Annotated in this window: 16 protein-coding genes; all 16 read left to right on the forward strand. The window is 62.0% G+C overall.

The window, feature by feature from the left end; genetic code table 11:
- The coding region (locus L995_RS33910) for a hypothetical protein (RefSeq protein ID WP_047472940.1) at positions 1-831 on the forward strand (831 nt) is incomplete at its 5' end.
- Between the two features lie 50 nt (positions 832-881).
- Positions 882-1,367, forward strand: coding sequence for a hypothetical protein (locus L995_RS18545; RefSeq protein WP_231574470.1), 486 nt, complete (start codon positions 882-884; stop codon positions 1,365-1,367).
- A gap of 116 nt (positions 1,368-1,483) precedes the next feature.
- On the forward strand, positions 1,484-1,891 hold the full coding sequence (locus L995_RS18550; protein WP_047472942.1) for a hypothetical protein: 408 nt from the start codon (positions 1,484-1,486) through the stop codon (positions 1,889-1,891).
- Positions 1,884-2,150, forward strand: a complete 267-nt coding sequence (locus L995_RS33255; protein ID WP_128422711.1) for a hypothetical protein — start codon at positions 1,884-1,886, stop codon at positions 2,148-2,150. Before L995_RS18550 ends, L995_RS33255 begins: the two co-directional genes overlap by 8 nt.
- Positions 2,151-2,226: 76 nt before the next feature.
- A complete protein-coding gene (locus tag L995_RS31435) occupies positions 2,227-3,264 on the forward strand; it encodes a head maturation protease, ClpP-related (RefSeq protein ID WP_052195827.1) in 1,038 nt (345 codons plus the stop codon).
- A gap of 2 nt (positions 3,265-3,266) precedes the next feature.
- On the forward strand, positions 3,267-3,911 hold the full coding sequence (locus L995_RS18560) for a head decoration protein (RefSeq protein ID WP_047472943.1): 645 nt from the start codon (positions 3,267-3,269) through the stop codon (positions 3,909-3,911).
- A 32-nt stretch (positions 3,912-3,943) separates the two neighbouring features.
- A complete protein-coding gene (locus L995_RS18565) occupies positions 3,944-4,969 on the forward strand; it encodes a major capsid protein (protein WP_047472945.1) in 1,026 nt (341 codons plus the stop codon).
- A gap of 11 nt (positions 4,970-4,980) precedes the next feature.
- Complete coding sequence (locus L995_RS18570; protein ID WP_133072334.1) at positions 4,981-5,289, forward strand: hypothetical protein; 309 nt, start codon at positions 4,981-4,983, stop codon at positions 5,287-5,289.
- Positions 5,289-5,930: a phage tail protein gene (locus L995_RS18575; RefSeq protein WP_047472947.1), complete on the forward strand. Its 642-nt coding sequence runs from the start codon at positions 5,289-5,291 to the stop codon at positions 5,928-5,930. Before L995_RS18570 ends, L995_RS18575 begins: the two co-directional genes overlap by 1 nt.
- Positions 5,927-6,415, forward strand: coding sequence for a hypothetical protein (locus L995_RS18580; RefSeq protein WP_047472948.1), 489 nt, complete (start codon positions 5,927-5,929; stop codon positions 6,413-6,415). The genes L995_RS18575 and L995_RS18580 overlap by 4 nt, the downstream gene beginning before the upstream one ends.
- Positions 6,416-6,514: 99 nt before the next feature.
- Complete coding sequence (locus L995_RS18585; protein WP_047472949.1) at positions 6,515-7,270, forward strand: hypothetical protein; 756 nt, start codon at positions 6,515-6,517, stop codon at positions 7,268-7,270.
- 92 nt (positions 7,271-7,362) lie between these two features.
- Positions 7,363-11,433, forward strand: a complete 4,071-nt coding sequence (locus L995_RS18590; RefSeq protein ID WP_047472950.1) for a tape measure protein — start codon at positions 7,363-7,365, stop codon at positions 11,431-11,433.
- The gene (locus L995_RS18595; RefSeq protein WP_052195828.1) at positions 11,430-11,822 is read left to right on the forward strand and encodes a hypothetical protein; all 393 of its coding nucleotides are present in this window, start codon (positions 11,430-11,432) and stop codon (positions 11,820-11,822) included. Before L995_RS18590 ends, L995_RS18595 begins: the two co-directional genes overlap by 4 nt.
- Before the next feature lie 3 nt (positions 11,823-11,825).
- On the forward strand, positions 11,826-13,688 hold the full coding sequence (locus L995_RS18600; protein WP_047472952.1) for a hypothetical protein: 1,863 nt from the start codon (positions 11,826-11,828) through the stop codon (positions 13,686-13,688).
- A 21-nt stretch (positions 13,689-13,709) separates the two neighbouring features.
- Entirely contained in the window at positions 13,710-15,599 is a 1,890-nt protein-coding gene (locus tag L995_RS18605; RefSeq protein WP_047472953.1) for a hypothetical protein, read from the forward strand.
- A gap of 17 nt (positions 15,600-15,616) precedes the next feature.
- A complete protein-coding gene (locus L995_RS18610) occupies positions 15,617-16,804 on the forward strand; it encodes a hypothetical protein (RefSeq protein ID WP_047472954.1) in 1,188 nt (395 codons plus the stop codon).
- Positions 16,805-16,921 lie beyond the last annotated feature (117 nt).

Raw genomic sequence — 16,921 nt, forward strand, 5'->3', positions numbered from 1 at the left:
CTTGTAAGGGTCGGCGGGCGCATTCGCCAGCTGCCCGCGGGCGACACGCTGCCCGGCGTGCGCGAGATGCTCACCGCTGCGCGCACCTACTACGTCCGCACCGATGGCAGTGACAGCAACACCGGGCTGAGTAATACAGCCGGCGGGGCGTTCGCGACGATTCAAAAGGCCGTCGATGTTGCAAGCGCCCTGGACAACGGCGGGTTCAACATCACCATTCAGATTGCAGATGGCACATATTCGGTTGGCGCCTCGCTGAAGTCTTTTGTAGGCAGTGGGCAGCTTTCCATTCGCGGAAATTCTGGTGCGCCACAGAATGTGCTCATCAGCACTGGCAACAGTGCTTGCTTCAGCGCAGTGTCTGTGCAGGGGCGTTGGTTCATTGGCGACCTTGCGACAGCGACGACAAACGCGAATCATGTGATCGCCAGCGGAATTCCCACGTTCATCACGCTGGGGAAAATCTATTTCGGCGCGGCGAACTCCGCATACATGCACGTCTATGCGGAAGGCGGAGCGCGGGTCTTTCTTTCGAGCGACTACAGCATCACCGGAGGCGCTGGCGGGCACTGGTATGCATTCGGTGGCGCATCCATCGAGGGGAACGTCATCGCCTGTACGCTTTCCGGGACGCCGGCGTTTGCTTTGCAGTTCTTTGGCGCGACAAATGCCGGGATCTTGCGCGCGGCAATCAACACCTATTCCGGCGCCGCGACTGGCAAGCGGTATGACGTGAAGATGAATGCCGTGATCGACGTGAATGGGGCGGGGGCGAGCTATCTGCCGGGTAATGCGGCCGGCACGTCTGCCACTGGGGGGCAGTACGCATGACGACCTATCAGATGTCTGGCGAGGCCTTTGTGTATCGGTGGCGTGATGGCATGCGTGCGACAGTTCCGCTCGGTGACGCTCCCGGCCTGGCGCCCAACCCAGACGCCATCGAGTATCGCGCATGGCTCGCAGCCGGCGGCGTGCCGCTACCTGCCGAGCTGCGGCCGGCAGCAGAGATCGCGGCGGGCCTGCGTCTGGCCCTGGCCGCAGAGTACCGCAAGCACATCCAGGTGATCGCCGCAGGCTACCCGCTGAGCGAGCGCGAGAGCTGGCCCGTGCAGACGGAAGAGGCGAGGGCGCTGGAGGCTGACCCCGCTGCAGCCTCGCCTTGGATCGACGCTGCAGCGCTGGCGCGCGGGCTGGACCGCCTGGTGCTGGCCGATCGCATCCGGGCCAAGGATGACGCATACCGGCAGGTGCACGGCCTGCTGACGGGCACGCGCCAGCGCATCGAGGACCAGATCGATGCGGCGGCCGACGACGCCCTGGCGCTGTCGCAGATCGATGTCACGGCCGGCTGGCCGTTCTTGATGTGATTACGGCGAAAACAGCCCGCAGCCGATATTTCGCTAGGTTGCGCAGAATGCCGAGGGTGTGACAACTTGACACAAGAGGCATCCATGCACTATTCCAAATTGCCGGGAGGCCTGAAATGAATCAGCCGCAGATCGATCCGATCAGTGCGGCTGTCGCCGTTGCGTCCGTCGTTTTTGCTCCGGCCGTCGCACACGTGGTGGGCCCATATCTCGTCATCCTCTTTGCGTCTACGATCGGCGCCTCGTTCGCCCTTGTGGCCCGTGAGCGCACTACAGGTTTCAACTCGGTGCTGTTCTTCGTCCGAGTCAACGGCCTTTCGGTGTTGTTGACCTACTCCGTTTCGGCAGTGGTGAATGCAGGATATCCAATCGAAGATCAGCGCGCATGGTTCTCGCCCGTGGCATTCGTGATCGGATTTATTGGGGACCGCTGGCCTGCTGTGATGGCCTGGGCGGCACGCAAGGTGTCGCGCCTGGTTGATATCCTGATCAAGATGCGAGGCGATGGAGGTGGTCATGGTTGAGAGCAAACTGCTGTTGGCGACTGTCAATGCGCTGCTCGGATTCAGCATCGCCGCACTGGCGTTTTGCCGCTTGGACACTCTCTCCCCTGGCGTGCCGTTGCGCAAAATTGCACCACTGGCCCTGGTGCTCTGTGCAGGATTGGTCTCCGCGTGCCAACCATGGATGGGCCATTGGCCATCTCCGAGCCAAGTCTTCATCTCCATCGTCGTCTTCGTCTATGTCTGGAGCACGCAGCCGCCGGGATGCGGCGCCTCTTGACAACCCCGAAATTTAACCGCAGCCCTGTTTAGCAGGACGCCGCCCAAAATGCGGCCATTCCTGAAAGGACTGCGACATGCGACCTTGCTTTGCATTTAGCGCCAAGACTGCGAGCAAGCCTACAGTTCTGGCGATCGACGACGAGATCGGCTTCTGGGGCACCCAGGCCAAGGACTTCCGCGACCAGCTCGCCAACGTCGCAGGCGATATCGACGTTGAACTCAACACCCCTGGTGGCGACGTGTTTGCCGGCCTAGGCATCTTCAACATGCTGCGCGCGCACGCAGCCAAGGGCTTTCAAGTCACCACCCGTGTAATGGGCGTGGCCGCAAGCATCGGCAGCGTCCTGCTGCTGGCTGGCGACAAGCGCGAGATGCCGAAGAACACGATGGCGATGACTCACAACGTCGCCAGCGGCATTTGGGGCACAGCCGACGAGTTGCGCGACCACGCAGACACGATGGACAAGGTCAAGGGCCAGTTGCGTGGCATCTACGTGGACCGCCTCGGCGTCGACGAGGCAACTGCCGACGCAATGTTGGGCAAAGACAACTGGATGACGGCCGACGAAGCTCTGGCCGCCGGCTTTGCTACGGACCTCCTGGCGGAGGTGCGGATGCAAGCCAAGTTCGATGTGGAGCGTGCGTCGATGCCCGAGAACGTCGCCAAGCTCTTCGCGGCCAAGACCAACGAACCTGAACCGGAACCCGAACTGTCGCCGGCCGACAAGGCGGCCCTGACGACGCCGGTCGCCGAAGCGATTGTCGCCCTGGCCACGGCCGGGGGCCTCGAAGCCCACGCACCATTCCTGGCCTTGTCCTGCACTTCGGTCGACGAAGCCAAGATCCGTATCGCCACGGCGCGCGAGATCACCGCGCTGTGCAAGGTCGGCAATCTGGAGGCCAAGGCCGCCCGATTCATCCGGGACAACAAGAGCGTCGCCGATGTGCGCGCGGCGCTGATCGAGGACCTGGCCGACACAGACACCCAGGTGGACAACGCGCCCGCCACCCCGAAAACCGGCACGACGAACGGAGGCCCTGCGAAGCCCGCCGTCGTCAACACGAACACGCTTTGGGCTTCGCACAACGCTCAATCGAAGAAGGGACGCTGATCATGGCAACCGCTCTCTACAACAACCCACCCCTGGCCGACTTCATCCTGCATGAGGCCAGCGGGCAGCGCAGTCGCGACAACGTGCACGTGCGCCAGAGCGGCGCCGAGGTCAAGTCGGGCGCGCTGCTGGTCCAGGACACTGTCGGCGGTGTCGCTTTCGAGATGGACGAAGGCGCCACGGGCAACCCGACGATCTCGGCTGCTTCGGCCGGCGCTCTCGCGATCGAAGGCGTCTACACGATCGACTTCACGTCGGCGACCGCCTTCGTGGTCAAAGATCCGAACGGCACCCAAGTCGGTTCTGCCGGCGCCCTGGGCACGGCCTTCTCGGCAGGCGGCATCGGCTTCACGCTGACGGCCGGCACCACAGCAGCTGTCGCCGGCGATAGCGCCACCCTCGACGTGATCCCGGCAGACGACAACTACCTGCCGTACACCGGCACGGGCACCGCGGTCGCCATCCTGTACAGCCATCTGCCCGCCGCTACAGGCCTGAAGGCGGCTGTCGCTTTCACGAGTGACTGCGAAGTCAAGCGCTCGGCCCTGACCGGCCTGACGGCTGCGGCCGAAGATGACCTGCGCAAGGTCGGCATCAAGGTGCGCGGCGCGGTCGGCGGCCTGAGCATCCACACCCCGGCTCTCTGAGCCATTTTTGATCGACTCAGGAGCTACAAGAAATGGCAACCCTCGACATTTTCAATGACGACGCCTTCAGCGTGAGCCAGCTCACGCAGACCATCGTCGACATCCCCCGTGTCCCAACCCAACTGGGCGACGAAGGGCTGTTCAACGAATATGGCATCACCACGACCTCGATGATGATCGAGCGCACAGGCTCCGGCCTGAAGCTGGTGCCCACAGCGCCTCGCGGCGGGGTGCGCGCCACGGCCGGCCGCGAGCGTCGCAAGCTGATCCCCATCGCTGCGGTACATCTGCCCCAAGGCGACACCATCATGGCCGACGAAGTGCAGAACGTGCGCGCGGTCGGCTCCGAAACCGAAGTGGAGCAGGTCTCGCGTATCGTGACCCGCCAGCTGACGGTGCTGAAGGGCAACATCGACCTGACTCTGGAGCACATGCGTGTCGGTGCGCTGCGCGGTGAAGTGCTGGATGCCGACGGCGTGAGCGTGATCTGGGACCTGTACCAAATCTTCGGTATGACGCGCCAGGTTATCGGCTTCGACATCAACTCGGCCAGCTCGACGACCGATCTGCGCCAGAAGACAGAAGACCTGAAGCGCGCGATTCAGCGCAAGCTGGGCGGCAAGTCCTTCACCCGTGTTCGCGTGAAGTGCAGCGAGTCCTGGTTCGACAAGTTCGTCGGCCACAACAAGATGTACAAGGCCTGGGAGCTGTACCAGAACGGGGCGTTCAATCGCGAGTTCCCCGGCCAGACATTCCTGTTCAACGGGGTGTTGTTCCAGGTGTACTCGGGCGGCGTGGTCGATGGCAGCGGCGATCAGCACGATTTCATCCCGCCGGGCAAGGCCTACGCGTACCCCGAAGGTGTACAGGGCATGTTCCAGATCGCCTATGCCCCCGGCGATTACATGGACACGGTCAACACCATGGGCGTGCCGTACTACGCATCGCAAGAGCGCCTGCAGCACAACAAAGGCGTTGACCTGGAATCGCAGTCGAACCCCATCGTGCTGAACACGCTGCCTGAAGCGGTCATCGAGCTGACCACGGCCGCCGCGTAAAGGCGGGCGCCATGTTGGACTTGTTCCAAGAAATGGCCGAAGGCATCCTCGACGAAATAGGCGAGGATGCCTTTTACGATGGGGCCACGACGCCGATCAAGATCAACATTGAGCACGGCGTGCAACTGGCCGGCATCGGTGGCGAAGAGGCGCAGTACCGGGGCGACCTGGTTGCGAATCGCGACGTGGCCACCATCCATGCACGCCACAACCCCCGCCAACACAAGACCTTCGTGCAGAACGGCAAGACCTACCGCCTGGAGGTGCCGGTCGAAGACAACGGCGTGTCGCGCCGCTTTGTCGTGATGGAAGTGCGGTGATGGCTACTCGCCTGACGGCCATCAAGATCGGCGTCGACCAGATCCGCCAGATGGCGGACAACCTAGGCCGGCTGAATGCCGAAGGGTTCACGGATGTCGCGGTCACGGTGCTCAATGAGACCATTGACCGGGCCTACGAGATGGCCCGAGAGCGCATCACGGTCGGCATCAACCTGACGGACGATTACTTGCGTCGGCGCATGACCGTGGATCACGCCACGGCCGGCAAGCCCGAGGCTGCGATTACGGCCAGCGGCTCGCGCGCCCTCATGACCCGCCTTGCGACATACGACGCCCAGATGGTGATCGTCCCTCGCAAGACGAATCGTGCCTCCCGTTCCAAGGGCCTGCTGAAAATCCCCGCAGGAGGTAAGCAGGGAGGCGTGAACGTCACAGTGGTCAAAGGCGCGGCCAAGACACTGCAGAGCGGTTTTCTGCTCAACCTGCGCGCTGGCGCAGCCGCGGGCGAGAAGGTCGGCGTCTTCCGGCGAGAGGGCGGAAAGCTCAAGCATCTCTATGGTCCATCCGTGTACCAGCTCTTTGCGTACCAAGCACCCCGCATCAGCGACGAGGTGGCGGACGACCTCCAAGACACATTCCTGCGCCGCGTCGACGAGCAGGTCGAAAGGATTCTGGGATGACACCCTTCACCCGTGCCCGCGACGTTGCAGCGTACCTGACGATGCGCTTGGCCTCCATCACCAAGGCCAACGGCTACGAAACCGACATTGGACTGCAGGTGTTCCGAGGCCGTCGCAAGATCGACGACCAGCAGGTGCCGTGCGCGGTCCTGATCGAAGGCGAGGACAAGCCGGGCGGTGCACAAGGGGCCGGCAGCCAGCAGGTCACGCAGTCCTACGTGCTCGGCGGCTATGCCGAGTGCGATCCAGACCACCCGAACGACCGCGCCCACGAGATCCTGGCCGATATCAAGAAAGCGCTGTTCGACCTGACGCCCGATGCCACGCGCGCCGAACGCGCTGGCGCTGAATTCAGCTTTGGCGGCCGGGTCAAGTCGGTCTCGTATCGCGGCCGCGACATCGGCCCTCGTGCTGACGGCGTGCCCATTGTCTTTGCCGTAGTGCACATTGACGTGGTGTTCGTCGAACAGCTCGCCCAGGCCTAACTCCGAAATTTGCCCGCAGTCCGGAATTTAGCAAAATAGCGAAACTGGTGTCGCTTTGAACGTGCGCGTTGCCGCACGCAACATCTTTCGGAGAACACCATGGCAGCACGCAGTTTCTTGGGCGCCGGCGACATCTACATCAACCGTCTGATCGACGGCGTTCCGCAGGGCCTCGTGGGTCCAATCTACGCCAATAGCTTCCAGTTGCAGCCCGCTGTCAATACGGTGCAATCCACGAGCAAGGGTCGCAGCGACTATGGCCAGGTGCTAGAGTCGGTGAACATCGCCCAGCCTACGACCTTCACGATGGAGCTGAAGGAAGTCACGGGCGACATCCTGACCATGGCCTTCCTGGGCACGGATGCGGCGCTGAACGAAGCGGCCGGCACTCTGACCGACGCACCTGTCACGGTGAAGCTCGGCAAGTGGGTGGCGCTGGGCAAGCGCAATCTCGACGACCTGATCTCGGTCGAAAACACCGGCGGGACGACGACCTACGTCGAAGGCACCGACTACAAGCTGAACCGCCCCATGGGCTGGATCATGGCGCTGGCTGGCGGCGCCATTGCAGATGCCGCAACTGTCAATGTCTCGGGCGCCTACTCGGCTGCCAAGGGTCGCACGATCAAGGGCTCGACCCGCACCGAAGTTCGTGCACACATTGTCTTCGACGGCATCAACCAGGCCGACGGCACCCAGTGCACGGTGAACGTCTGGGAAGCAGTGCTGTCTGCCGATTCCGCATTCGACTTCCTGGCTGACGACTTCGGCAACGTGTCGCTGACCGGCAACCTCAAGACACCTACGGGCAAGGACGCACCGTACATCGTCGAAGTGCAAGACCCCGTGCAGTAAGCACCTTCCTCCGTGGCGGGGCCACTGCCCGCAGCCCAACCCGCCACTGCTTTCGAGCGCTGGCGGGTTTTGTTTTTCCGAGGATCTGACACATGGCCACAAGCAGCCGCGATGCGAAACTGACCCTGAGCATAGAGTCTCTTGGTCAGGAGAACATCACCAAACTGGAAAAGGAGCTGCGCCGCCTGGCGGACACGGGCGACGCCAGCGCGGCCGAGTTCGGGCAACTTGCGGACGAGATCAGCCGCCTGGGCGAACAGAATGCCGCGCTCCAGGGCGTGAAGGCGTTGGCCGATCAGACTGCAGCGCTGCAGGCTCGCCAGGAAGGGGCCGGCCAAACAGCCCAAGACCTGGCCCAACGCCTGGAGACCTTGCGCGCCGCTACGGACCAGGCGCGTGCAGCACAGGACACGGCCCGGCAAGGTCTGCTCGAAGGGGAGAAGACATACATCGAGGCCGGCAATGCACTGCGCGCGCTGAAGGCTGAATACGACAACGCCGGCAAGCAAACGGCCGAGTACCGCAGCCGACTGCAGGCACTGGTCGCTGCTCAAAACCAAGCCAACTTGGCGCTTGTGACCCTGCGGGATGAAAACCGGCGCGCCAGCGAGGCGGTCACGCAGGCGGCGGCTGATCAGCGTAAGGCTGAAGGCGCGTACAAGGCTGCGGAACGGCAAGTGGCCGCAACTGCTGCAACTGTCGAAAAACAGAGCGCAGCCTTGCGCGAAGCGGGCGCAGCAGCTGACGCCTTGGGGGTGGACGTATCGGATCTTGCCGGTGCTGAAGCGGCCTTGCAGTCCACCTTCACGCGCGCCACCAAGGCGGCGCAAGATCGCAGAGCAGAGATCGATGACATGGCAGAGGCGGATCGCTTGGCTGCTATCGAGGCCAAGGGCCTGGCCGAACTGTATGCACGCGGTGAAGCGGCGCTCCTGGCTGAAACTGCAGCTCTGCGCGAGGCAGCGAAGAGCGCCATGGATTACGCCGCAGCCAAGGCACGGGCCACGGCGGACGAAGAGGCCTGGCAGCGAGAAGCGAACGCCATTGTCTCGATGCGCGTGGCACAGGAGCAGTCCACAAAGCGCACCCAGGAGCAGGTCGCGGCTTTGCGTGAGCTGTCTGCACAGAATGCCTTCGCCAAGCAAGCGGCCGAGGCCCAGAAGATGGTCCAGGCGGCCGAGTACGTGCGCTTCTGGGAGCAGGCCCTCGACGATGCAGATCGCAAACAGCAGGAGCTGACGGCCAACACCCAGCGCGTGAACGATGCGTTCAAGCAGATCAACGTGCGTCCGATCGAGGAGATTCAGCGCGAGATCGCCAGCACCAACGAGGCCATGGCCACCCTGGCTGCATCAGGCAAGGTGACGGGTAGCGCCCTGGCCGTGGCTATGCAGCAGGCCGAGACGAAGGTGCAGAGCCTTGAGCGCGAGCTGCGCCAGGTGTCTGGCACCATGACCTTGGCCGACAAGGCTGCCGGGCTGCTGAAGAACAGCATGGGGCAGATCACGGCAGGCAATTTGATCGCTGACGGCATCGGGTACTTGGTCAACAAGGTCAAGGAGATGGGTGCGGCAGCCATAGCGGCCATTATCCAATTGGATCAGATGCGCCGTGGGTTGAATGCCATATATAAAGATACTGGCACGACAGCATCCCAAATTATTTTCTTGAACAAGACGGCTCGTGACGCAGGCGTTGCCGTTGGCAGTTTGGGCGGGGAGTTCGTGCGTTTCTCGGCGGCTATGCATAGCGCCAATATCCCATTGGAGCAATCCAACGCATTGTTCGCAGCAGTTACTAAAGCGGCAGCCACATTGGGTCTTGATGCAGAAGCAACAGCGGGGTCCTTGAACGCCCTGGGACAAATGGCGAGTAAAGGCGTCGTCTCGATGGAAGAGTTGCGACAGCAACTCGGAGATCGTCTGCCGGGCGCCCTGGGGCTCGTTGCAAAGGGGATGGGGCTCACGCAAGCCCAACTCATCTCTTTGGTTGAATCAGGCAAGCTGGCAACGCGGGATTTCGTAGAGCCATTCACGCAGGCATTGAAAGGACTGCACGGAGAAAGTACGGGAATCATCCCTGCATGGAATGATCTCAAGAACATGCTAACCGCCTTAGCCCAAAGTTTGGGGGATGCGGGAGGCACGAACATACTGACTGCTGCTATCCGTGCCCTTAGCCTTGTCCTTGGGCTGGCCAGCGTGGCGGTAGGTGGGCTCGTTGAAGTCTTCGGGGCTCTGATCCGCTCAGGGGGTGTACTTGCAGCAGCGGTCATTACATGGACCAATCCATGGACTGCTCTGAAAGATATATGGACTGCTGCAGATGACCGGGTTAAAGGCCTCACGCAGTCTATGGTGAAGGCCGTTAGTGGTGGCGACCAGTTGTCAAATAGCGTAGCCAACATAGCCGCAAAAATGGCGATGGCGCAATCTGCTGCTGAAGGTGCTACAGAGTCATTGAAATTACAAGCATTGGCTGCGAGCCTCAACGCCGACGCTACTTTGAATTTGAGCGCCAAGCTCATTCAGTATCAAGTGGCTAGTCAAACAGCCCTAAAAGCTCAAGAAAAACGTATTGAGGACGCCGCCAAAATTGCTAAAGCTGCTAAGGATGAAGGCGATGCAGTTATACGAATTACCGAACTCATGGGGCGTGAGAGTGAGACGACCCGCGTAACGGCAGAGATGAAAGAAAAATACGCGCAGGCTATTGCAGTAGAGGCAAGCGAGCGGGCTGAAGCCGTAAAGATATTGGAGCAAGAGATTGCAGTTGTTGAGCAAAACGCTAAAGCTCGTAACTTGGATGCGCAGGCGGTTAAAGATCAAACCGATAAGCTCAAAGAGAAATTGAATACGGGGCGTGCAGAAGCAGAGCAAGCTAAGCAGTCAGCGGAAGTTGCTCGCGTAGAGGCGTTGCAGCGCCGTTTGACAACAGAGACTCTGGGAGATCAGTCCGTTAAGCTGGAATCGCTAAGGGCGGCGCAAGAAGCAGCGAACAGGGAGTACACCCTTGCGCTAGCGCTAAAAGAACGAGGCATGGCGACAGAGAAGAATGTCACTGATGCTTTCGAAAAGCAGGCTATCGCAATTTACAAGGTGCGTGACGCGGAAAAAGATCGTAATGCTAATGCCGAGTTGGGCATAACGGCAATACGCACTGGGTATCAACTGACCCTAGCTCAGTATGACCTAGACAAAGCGAAGTTGAATTTGGCGATCGATAAGGCCAGAACAGACGGAGACGAATATAAGCTTAAGAAATTGCTGATTGAGCAAAAAGAATTAGAGATAAAAATTACAAGGACGACTATGGACGCAGTCATCGCAGAAACCAAGGCGAAGATTGCGATGCTTCAGATTAAGAAGGAAGAGATTGGCCTTGACGATCCACTACGGGCACAAAAGATTGCAGCTATCGATTTAAGTATACAAGCGGCGGAAGCCGACATCCTGCGCGCTAAAGCAGCGGGAGAGGCGGTTACTGCATTAGAGCGCGAGCTTAAGACTCTGAAAGACGGGATCGGGCTGCGTAAAGGCCTAATTGGCGATTTGCGAGACGAAGTGCGGGCGAGAAACGGCGCGGTTTCTGCCAGTAGAGATCATGCTGATGCAATCGACAAGCTGAATATGCGCTATATGCAGTCTTCCGATTATTCTGAAAAGCAGATTGCACTTCTTGAGCGAGAAGCAGCGGCAGCCGAAAAAGCTGCAGAGGCCTATCGTAAGAAATGGAATATCGACAAAGACGGATTCACGCTGGATGCAAATGGGCAGCGTATGCAGCAGTCCGCGCCGACTCAGCGGTATGTATTTGACACGGCCAAGGCGCAGGGGTTGTCTGAAGCAGAGGCACTCGCCCTCGTAGATCAATTTATTCGCGACGGACAACCGTCGAGCACGTCTCAAGGCCTCGGAGCTAGCAAAGACTGGTTCACGCTGGTTAACGAAGCAATTAACGAGCGCGTCTTGTCAAATGCCCGCACCCGAGTAAACACAGGTTCGAATGCCGATGGCGGTCAAGCAGTGCCCAACGGAACAAAAACTGTGGTCATAAATCTCGGCGGACGGCAGAGAAAAATCAGCGTCGCATCGGATTCCGACGCCAACACCTTGACTGCGCTGTTGCGCGAATTGGAAGCATCGGGAGGAACCTCATCGTGATCACTTTGTCGGATGGCACCGCCACCTTGACCCTCGACCCAGATCTGCTGTGGTCGGATGAAGACAACTGGCACCCGGTGCAACAGAACGTTCAGCGAACGATCACCGGGGCCTTGGACGTGCAGGTGGCCGCCATGAACAAAGGGCGGCCTATCACGCTGGAGCCAGAAGACGACAGCAGCGCCTGGATGCAGTCGGCAGTCGTTGTGCAGTTGCGAAATTGGGCCGCAGTGCCGGGTCTACAGCTCGTTCTTACACTGCGAAACGAAACGCGGACAGTGATTTTCAGGCATCAGGACGGCGGCCTGGAGGCACGACCTGTCGTGCATTACAGGGATCGCGTCACAACGGACTGGTATCTGTGCGTGATCCGCCTCATGGAGATTTAGCAGATGCCAATCAAAGACGGCGACATCCGCCTGCTCGAATCCAAGGTGATGACCGATGATGCCAACGGTGGCGGCGGCCCCACTGGCAATGTCATCCCCTGGGGCAAGAGCAATGGCGTCTTCGAGGACATCACCGAGGTCGACCGTGCCGGCGGCGACGTGTCCATCCGCCAGGTGCACGCGGCCGTGCAAACGCCCACCACCGAGCCGCTGATGGACACCAACGTCATCGTCTCGGCCGTGCCCAACGACCCGAACGTGTCCATCACCATCGCGCCCTGCAGCGTGTTTGCGCGCCGTTCGGAAATCGCCGCCGCCATCGCAGCCTATCTGATTCCGGGCACGGAGTGGGGCGGTTACCTGCTCGAGAACCACGTGCAGGGCCAGGGCTCCATCAAGATCTTCCACCGGCCCGGCACCCCCGCGCCGACCATCGGCCGCACACTGATCCTCGTCTACAACGAGGGCTTGGCCAGCCAGGTGCTGCAGTACGTGCGCGTGCTGCGCGCCGAGACCGAGACCCTCCAGTTTTCCTATTCCTCCAGCGGCGGCTATACCGACTACACAGCCAGCGTCACCACCTGCGAGATCACGCCCCGGCTGCGCAGTGCCTTTCCAGGGTCGCCGCCCAACCGGGCCTGGTCGATGGACCCCAGCAAGACCCGCATCCGGGACACCACAGTGGCGGACGCTGCCAGCTTCTATGGAGCCCAGCCCCTGACGGCAGCCGTGCAACTGGGCGAGAGCATGCTGCGCGTTGCCAGCATCTACACCCAGCTTGTGCCCAACTCCCGCACCGAGACTGCGGCGCTGGACCAGCGCCCGGCCGGCGTGCGGGAGTTGGTGCTCGCCACCTCGCCGCGCGAGATCCGCGTGCCCAATGCTCCGCACACGCGCCGCATCAAGGTCGGACAGGAGAACCGAAGCTTTTCCTGGGTGGCCATCCTCAAGCCTTTTCCGGCGCCGAACACCCTGGTGGTCTCGTTCCAGGTTATGGGCGTCTGGTACACCGCATCCGACAACGGCCAGGGCGAGCTGACGGGCTCGGCCGTGGGCACGGTCAACTATGCGAATGGCTCGGTGTCCGTGACGCTGCCTGCGCTGCCCGACGTGAGCAGCTCCATCATCTTCCAGTGGGGCGAGGCCTCGGCCTTCGTGAACCGCTCCAGCGCCACGGGCTGGCGGCTGCCCGAGCACGCCATGCGTCTGCCACACCAGGGCATCAAGCCCGGCACGCTGGTCATCAAATGGACCTCGGGCGGCGTGTTGCGCACGGCCACGGACAACGGCCAGGGCGACCTGCAGGGCGCCGCCACGGGCGAGATCAACTATGCCTCGGCCGCGCTGCTGCTGCGCCCGCAATTCATGATTGACGCTGGCGGGCAGTTCGCCATCGAGTACGACTACGCGGTGGTCATCAACAAGAACGTGGCGGTCACGCTGGACGCAGGCGGCTACGCCTCCATCACTCTGGACACCGTGCCAGCGCCCGGCACAGTGTCTGTGGCCTGGGTCACCGTGCGCAACCTCTCGGCCAGCTCCGGCGCCTCATCCGGTGGCACCTCGGCCTCCAAAAACGGAGGCAGCGGCAAGTTCAGCTACCTGCCCCAGGTGCCACCGGCGCCTGCGCCCGTCATCACCTCGCGCGTACCGCTGTCCGATGGATCGACCACGGGCAAGTACATGGCCCAGGGCGGCACGCGCGACAGCGGCGAGTCCGTCTACATCGAGGTCGGTGCCACCAGTTCGCCCACGGGCAATCAGTACGTGCCGCCCGATGTCGATGGCGTGGTCTGGACGGATGCCGAGTACACGGCAGGCGTCAAGTCCATTGGCGGCGTGGAATACCGGCGCTGGGGCGCTTGATCAGAACAAGGGAGAAGAACCATGGCAGGAGTTTCCGCAGGCATTGTCTTGCAGACCACCAAGACATCGGCCAGCTCATCGTCCACGCACAGCCGGTCCAGCTACCAGACCAGCAAGACCCAGGACACGGTGCGTCACCTGTTGACCGATGACGGCCAGGGTACGTTCGGCCCGGACGGCACCATCAACTACGCGGGCAAGTTCCTCAACATCAAGTTCGTCCAGCTGGACAGCAAGACCGAGGGCTACAACAGCGACTACGAAAACGCCCTGAGCTTTGAAGAGACCACGATGGGCGGCGGCGGTAGCGACCCGAGCTTTTCGACGGTGTCCAAAGGCGGCGACCGCAGCGACACCTCCGTCAGCGAAGAGCTGCTGGCCGGCAGCACGGTGACCGTGACCTATGCCGAGGACTTCGCCAGTGCCCAGCACCATGTCATGAACTTCACGCCCGAGCCGGTGGTGCTGGACCTGTGCCCCTACACCACCGACTACATCGTGCCGGGCAGCGTGCGGATTCGGTGGATGGGCCATGTCTACGAGGACTACGACGGCGTGCTCGTGCGCGACCGCACGACCACGGCCCTGGGCATCGTGGCCGGCGCGCTGGACTACTCCAGCGGCGTGGCGCGGATCTTCGACTATGTGGTCGATGGCCCGGCCACCGACCTGGTGGTCGAGAGCCTGTGGACCGTGCGCCAGAACTGGACCACGGCCAGCATCTTCATGCGCACCGCAGCGGCGCCGATCAAGCCCAGCGGCTTTGTCATGAACCTGTCCGATGCCACGGGCGAGCAGATCACGGCCTCTGCTGGCATCGACGGCGTGATTTCGGGCACGCACCTGCGCGGCAAGATCGACTACCAGAGCGGCGTGGTCGAGCTGCAGTTCGGCGACTATGTGCTGGACACCTCGCTGACCGCTGCCCAGAAGGCTGAATGGTGGTACTCGGCAGACGACATCGGTGCAGTGCAGCCGAACCGCATCTGGCGCCCCTGGCCCGTGGACCCGACCACGCTGCGCTACAACAGCGTCAGCTACATCTACCTGCCGCTGGACGCGGACGTGATCGGCCTGGACCCCGTGCGCCTGCCGCCCGATGGCCGCGTGCCCATCTACCGCGTGGGCAGCTACATCGTGATCGGCCACACCGGGACGGTCGGCCCGGTCACTGTGACCAACGGCCAGGTCATCAACTGCGGCCGAGTGCGGCTCTCCCGTGCCTATGTCCTCGGCGCCGATGGCCAGCGTATCCAGCAGGGCTGGAGCGTGGATCTGGAGGCCGGCAAGATCACCGTCAGCGACATTACGGGCTGGGCCCAGCCCGTGACGTTCCAGCACCGGATCGAAGAGATGGCGCGCGTCAGCGATGTACAGATCAACGGCATGCTGGCGATCACCAAGCAACTGAGTCATGAGTTCCCTATGGGCACCGTGGTCTCCAGCGCGCTGATGGTAGGAACGCTGCGCGCTCGCGTCAGCGTGATGTTTGACCAGGCCACTTGGCAGAGCAGGTGGCAGGACACGGTCGACGGCCCCGAGGCCTTGGCCAGCTACAACGACACCATCGCCCCCCTGGTCGTCACAAATGCCGGCGCGCTGCCCGAGCGCTGGATGTGCCGTTTCTTGAGCGCCACGACCTTCGAGTTCATCGGCGAGCACGTGGGCAACCTGGGCACGGGCTCCACCAACGTGGATTTCGCGCCCATCAACCCGATCAGCGGCGTGCCCTACATCACGATCCGCGCCCTCGGCTGGGGCCAGGGTTGGAGCGCCGGCAACGTGCTGCGCATCAACACCGAGGGCGGCATTGCCCCCCATGCCCTCATCCGCACCGTGCAGCCCAGCGAGGCTGTGGCCGACGACTACCAGTTCGAGCACCTGGTGCGCGGCAGCGTCGACCGCCCCTGATTCTTTGGAGATCACCCATGGCATCCCTTGTCGATACCAGCGTCAAGCACTTTCTCTCGACGATGTACGGCGCGCCCGTGCAAAACGGCCAGGCCGGCAGCAAGATCGCTGTGCTCGATGCCTGCCTAGTCACGGGCTTCGGCCTGCGCGCGGCCACGCGCATCACGGTGGCGGCCGGCGTGGCCACGGTGGAGTTTTCCGTGGGCGCTTCGCAGCCTCCCACGCCCGACAGCGTGCTGCTGATCGCCGGCGCCGCGCAGGCCCTGCTCAACGGTGAGCAGCGCGTGACCGAGTCGGCCAGCGGCGTGTTCAAGTTCCGCACGGCCGCGCCCGACAGCGTGGACAACGGCACAGGCATCACGTTCAAGTTTGCGGCGTTGGGCTGGGCCAAACCGTTTTCTGGGACCAACCAGGCCGTGTACCGCTCCACAGATCCGCAGAGCTTGGGCATGTATCTCTATGTCGATGACCGGACCACGACCGCCGCATCGTTGCGCGCATATGAAAACATGTCGGCCATCGATACCGGGACTGGACCTTTTCCTACGGTCGCGCAGCGGGCTGATGGCTGCTGGTGGGCCAAGAGTGTCTCGGCCAATACCACTGCCACCCGTTGGCTGATCGCGGGAGACAGCCGCTTCTTCGTTGACAACACCGCGCCGGCTACCTCATCCACTGCGACCAGCACCGCAGGAGGCACCAGGGGGTTTGGCGACATGTTGGCGCTGCGCAAAGCCGGTGACGCATACGCCTGTCTGCTTTGCGGGGGGACTTCACAATCCAACGTTACGGCCGCGCCAAACAATGGCAGCCTAGATACAGCATCCAGCAACTGGTATTTTTTGCCAAGGGCTGTAACAGGTTTGGGCAGCAGTGTAGCCCCGGATCTCAGGAGCTACGCAGGAGCCGTGAGTGCTGGCTCCGGGACCGACTCCGGCCTGGGAGTTTTCCCGAGTGACGTGGACGGTGAATTGAAGCTCTCGCAGTTGTACTTGAACAATGCGCCCATCGTCAACAACACGCCACGGGCGGTTGTCCCCGGATACCGCTACGTGCCGCAGTCGCAGGTCGCTCAGTATTTCGAGCGTGACTCGACCCTGATCGAAGCAATAAGCGCCCGTCGCCTGCTGGCACTTCCGCATTCTGGCTCTGCCGGAGCCCCGTCGGGATATGGCTTCATCGATATCACGGGCCCTTGGCGCTAAGTGATATGGCGGAGCTGTCTTATCCAACCAGCTTGCTCCAGCCCACGACTGCCGTGGGCGTGGGCGGGCGTGAAATTTACCAAGGGGCATACAGGGTATCGCCTGTTGGTGCAGGCC

This window comes from Delftia sp. ZNC0008, assembly GCF_000799035.1.
GTDB lineage: Bacteria > Pseudomonadota > Gammaproteobacteria > Burkholderiales > Burkholderiaceae_C > Comamonas > Comamonas tsuruhatensis.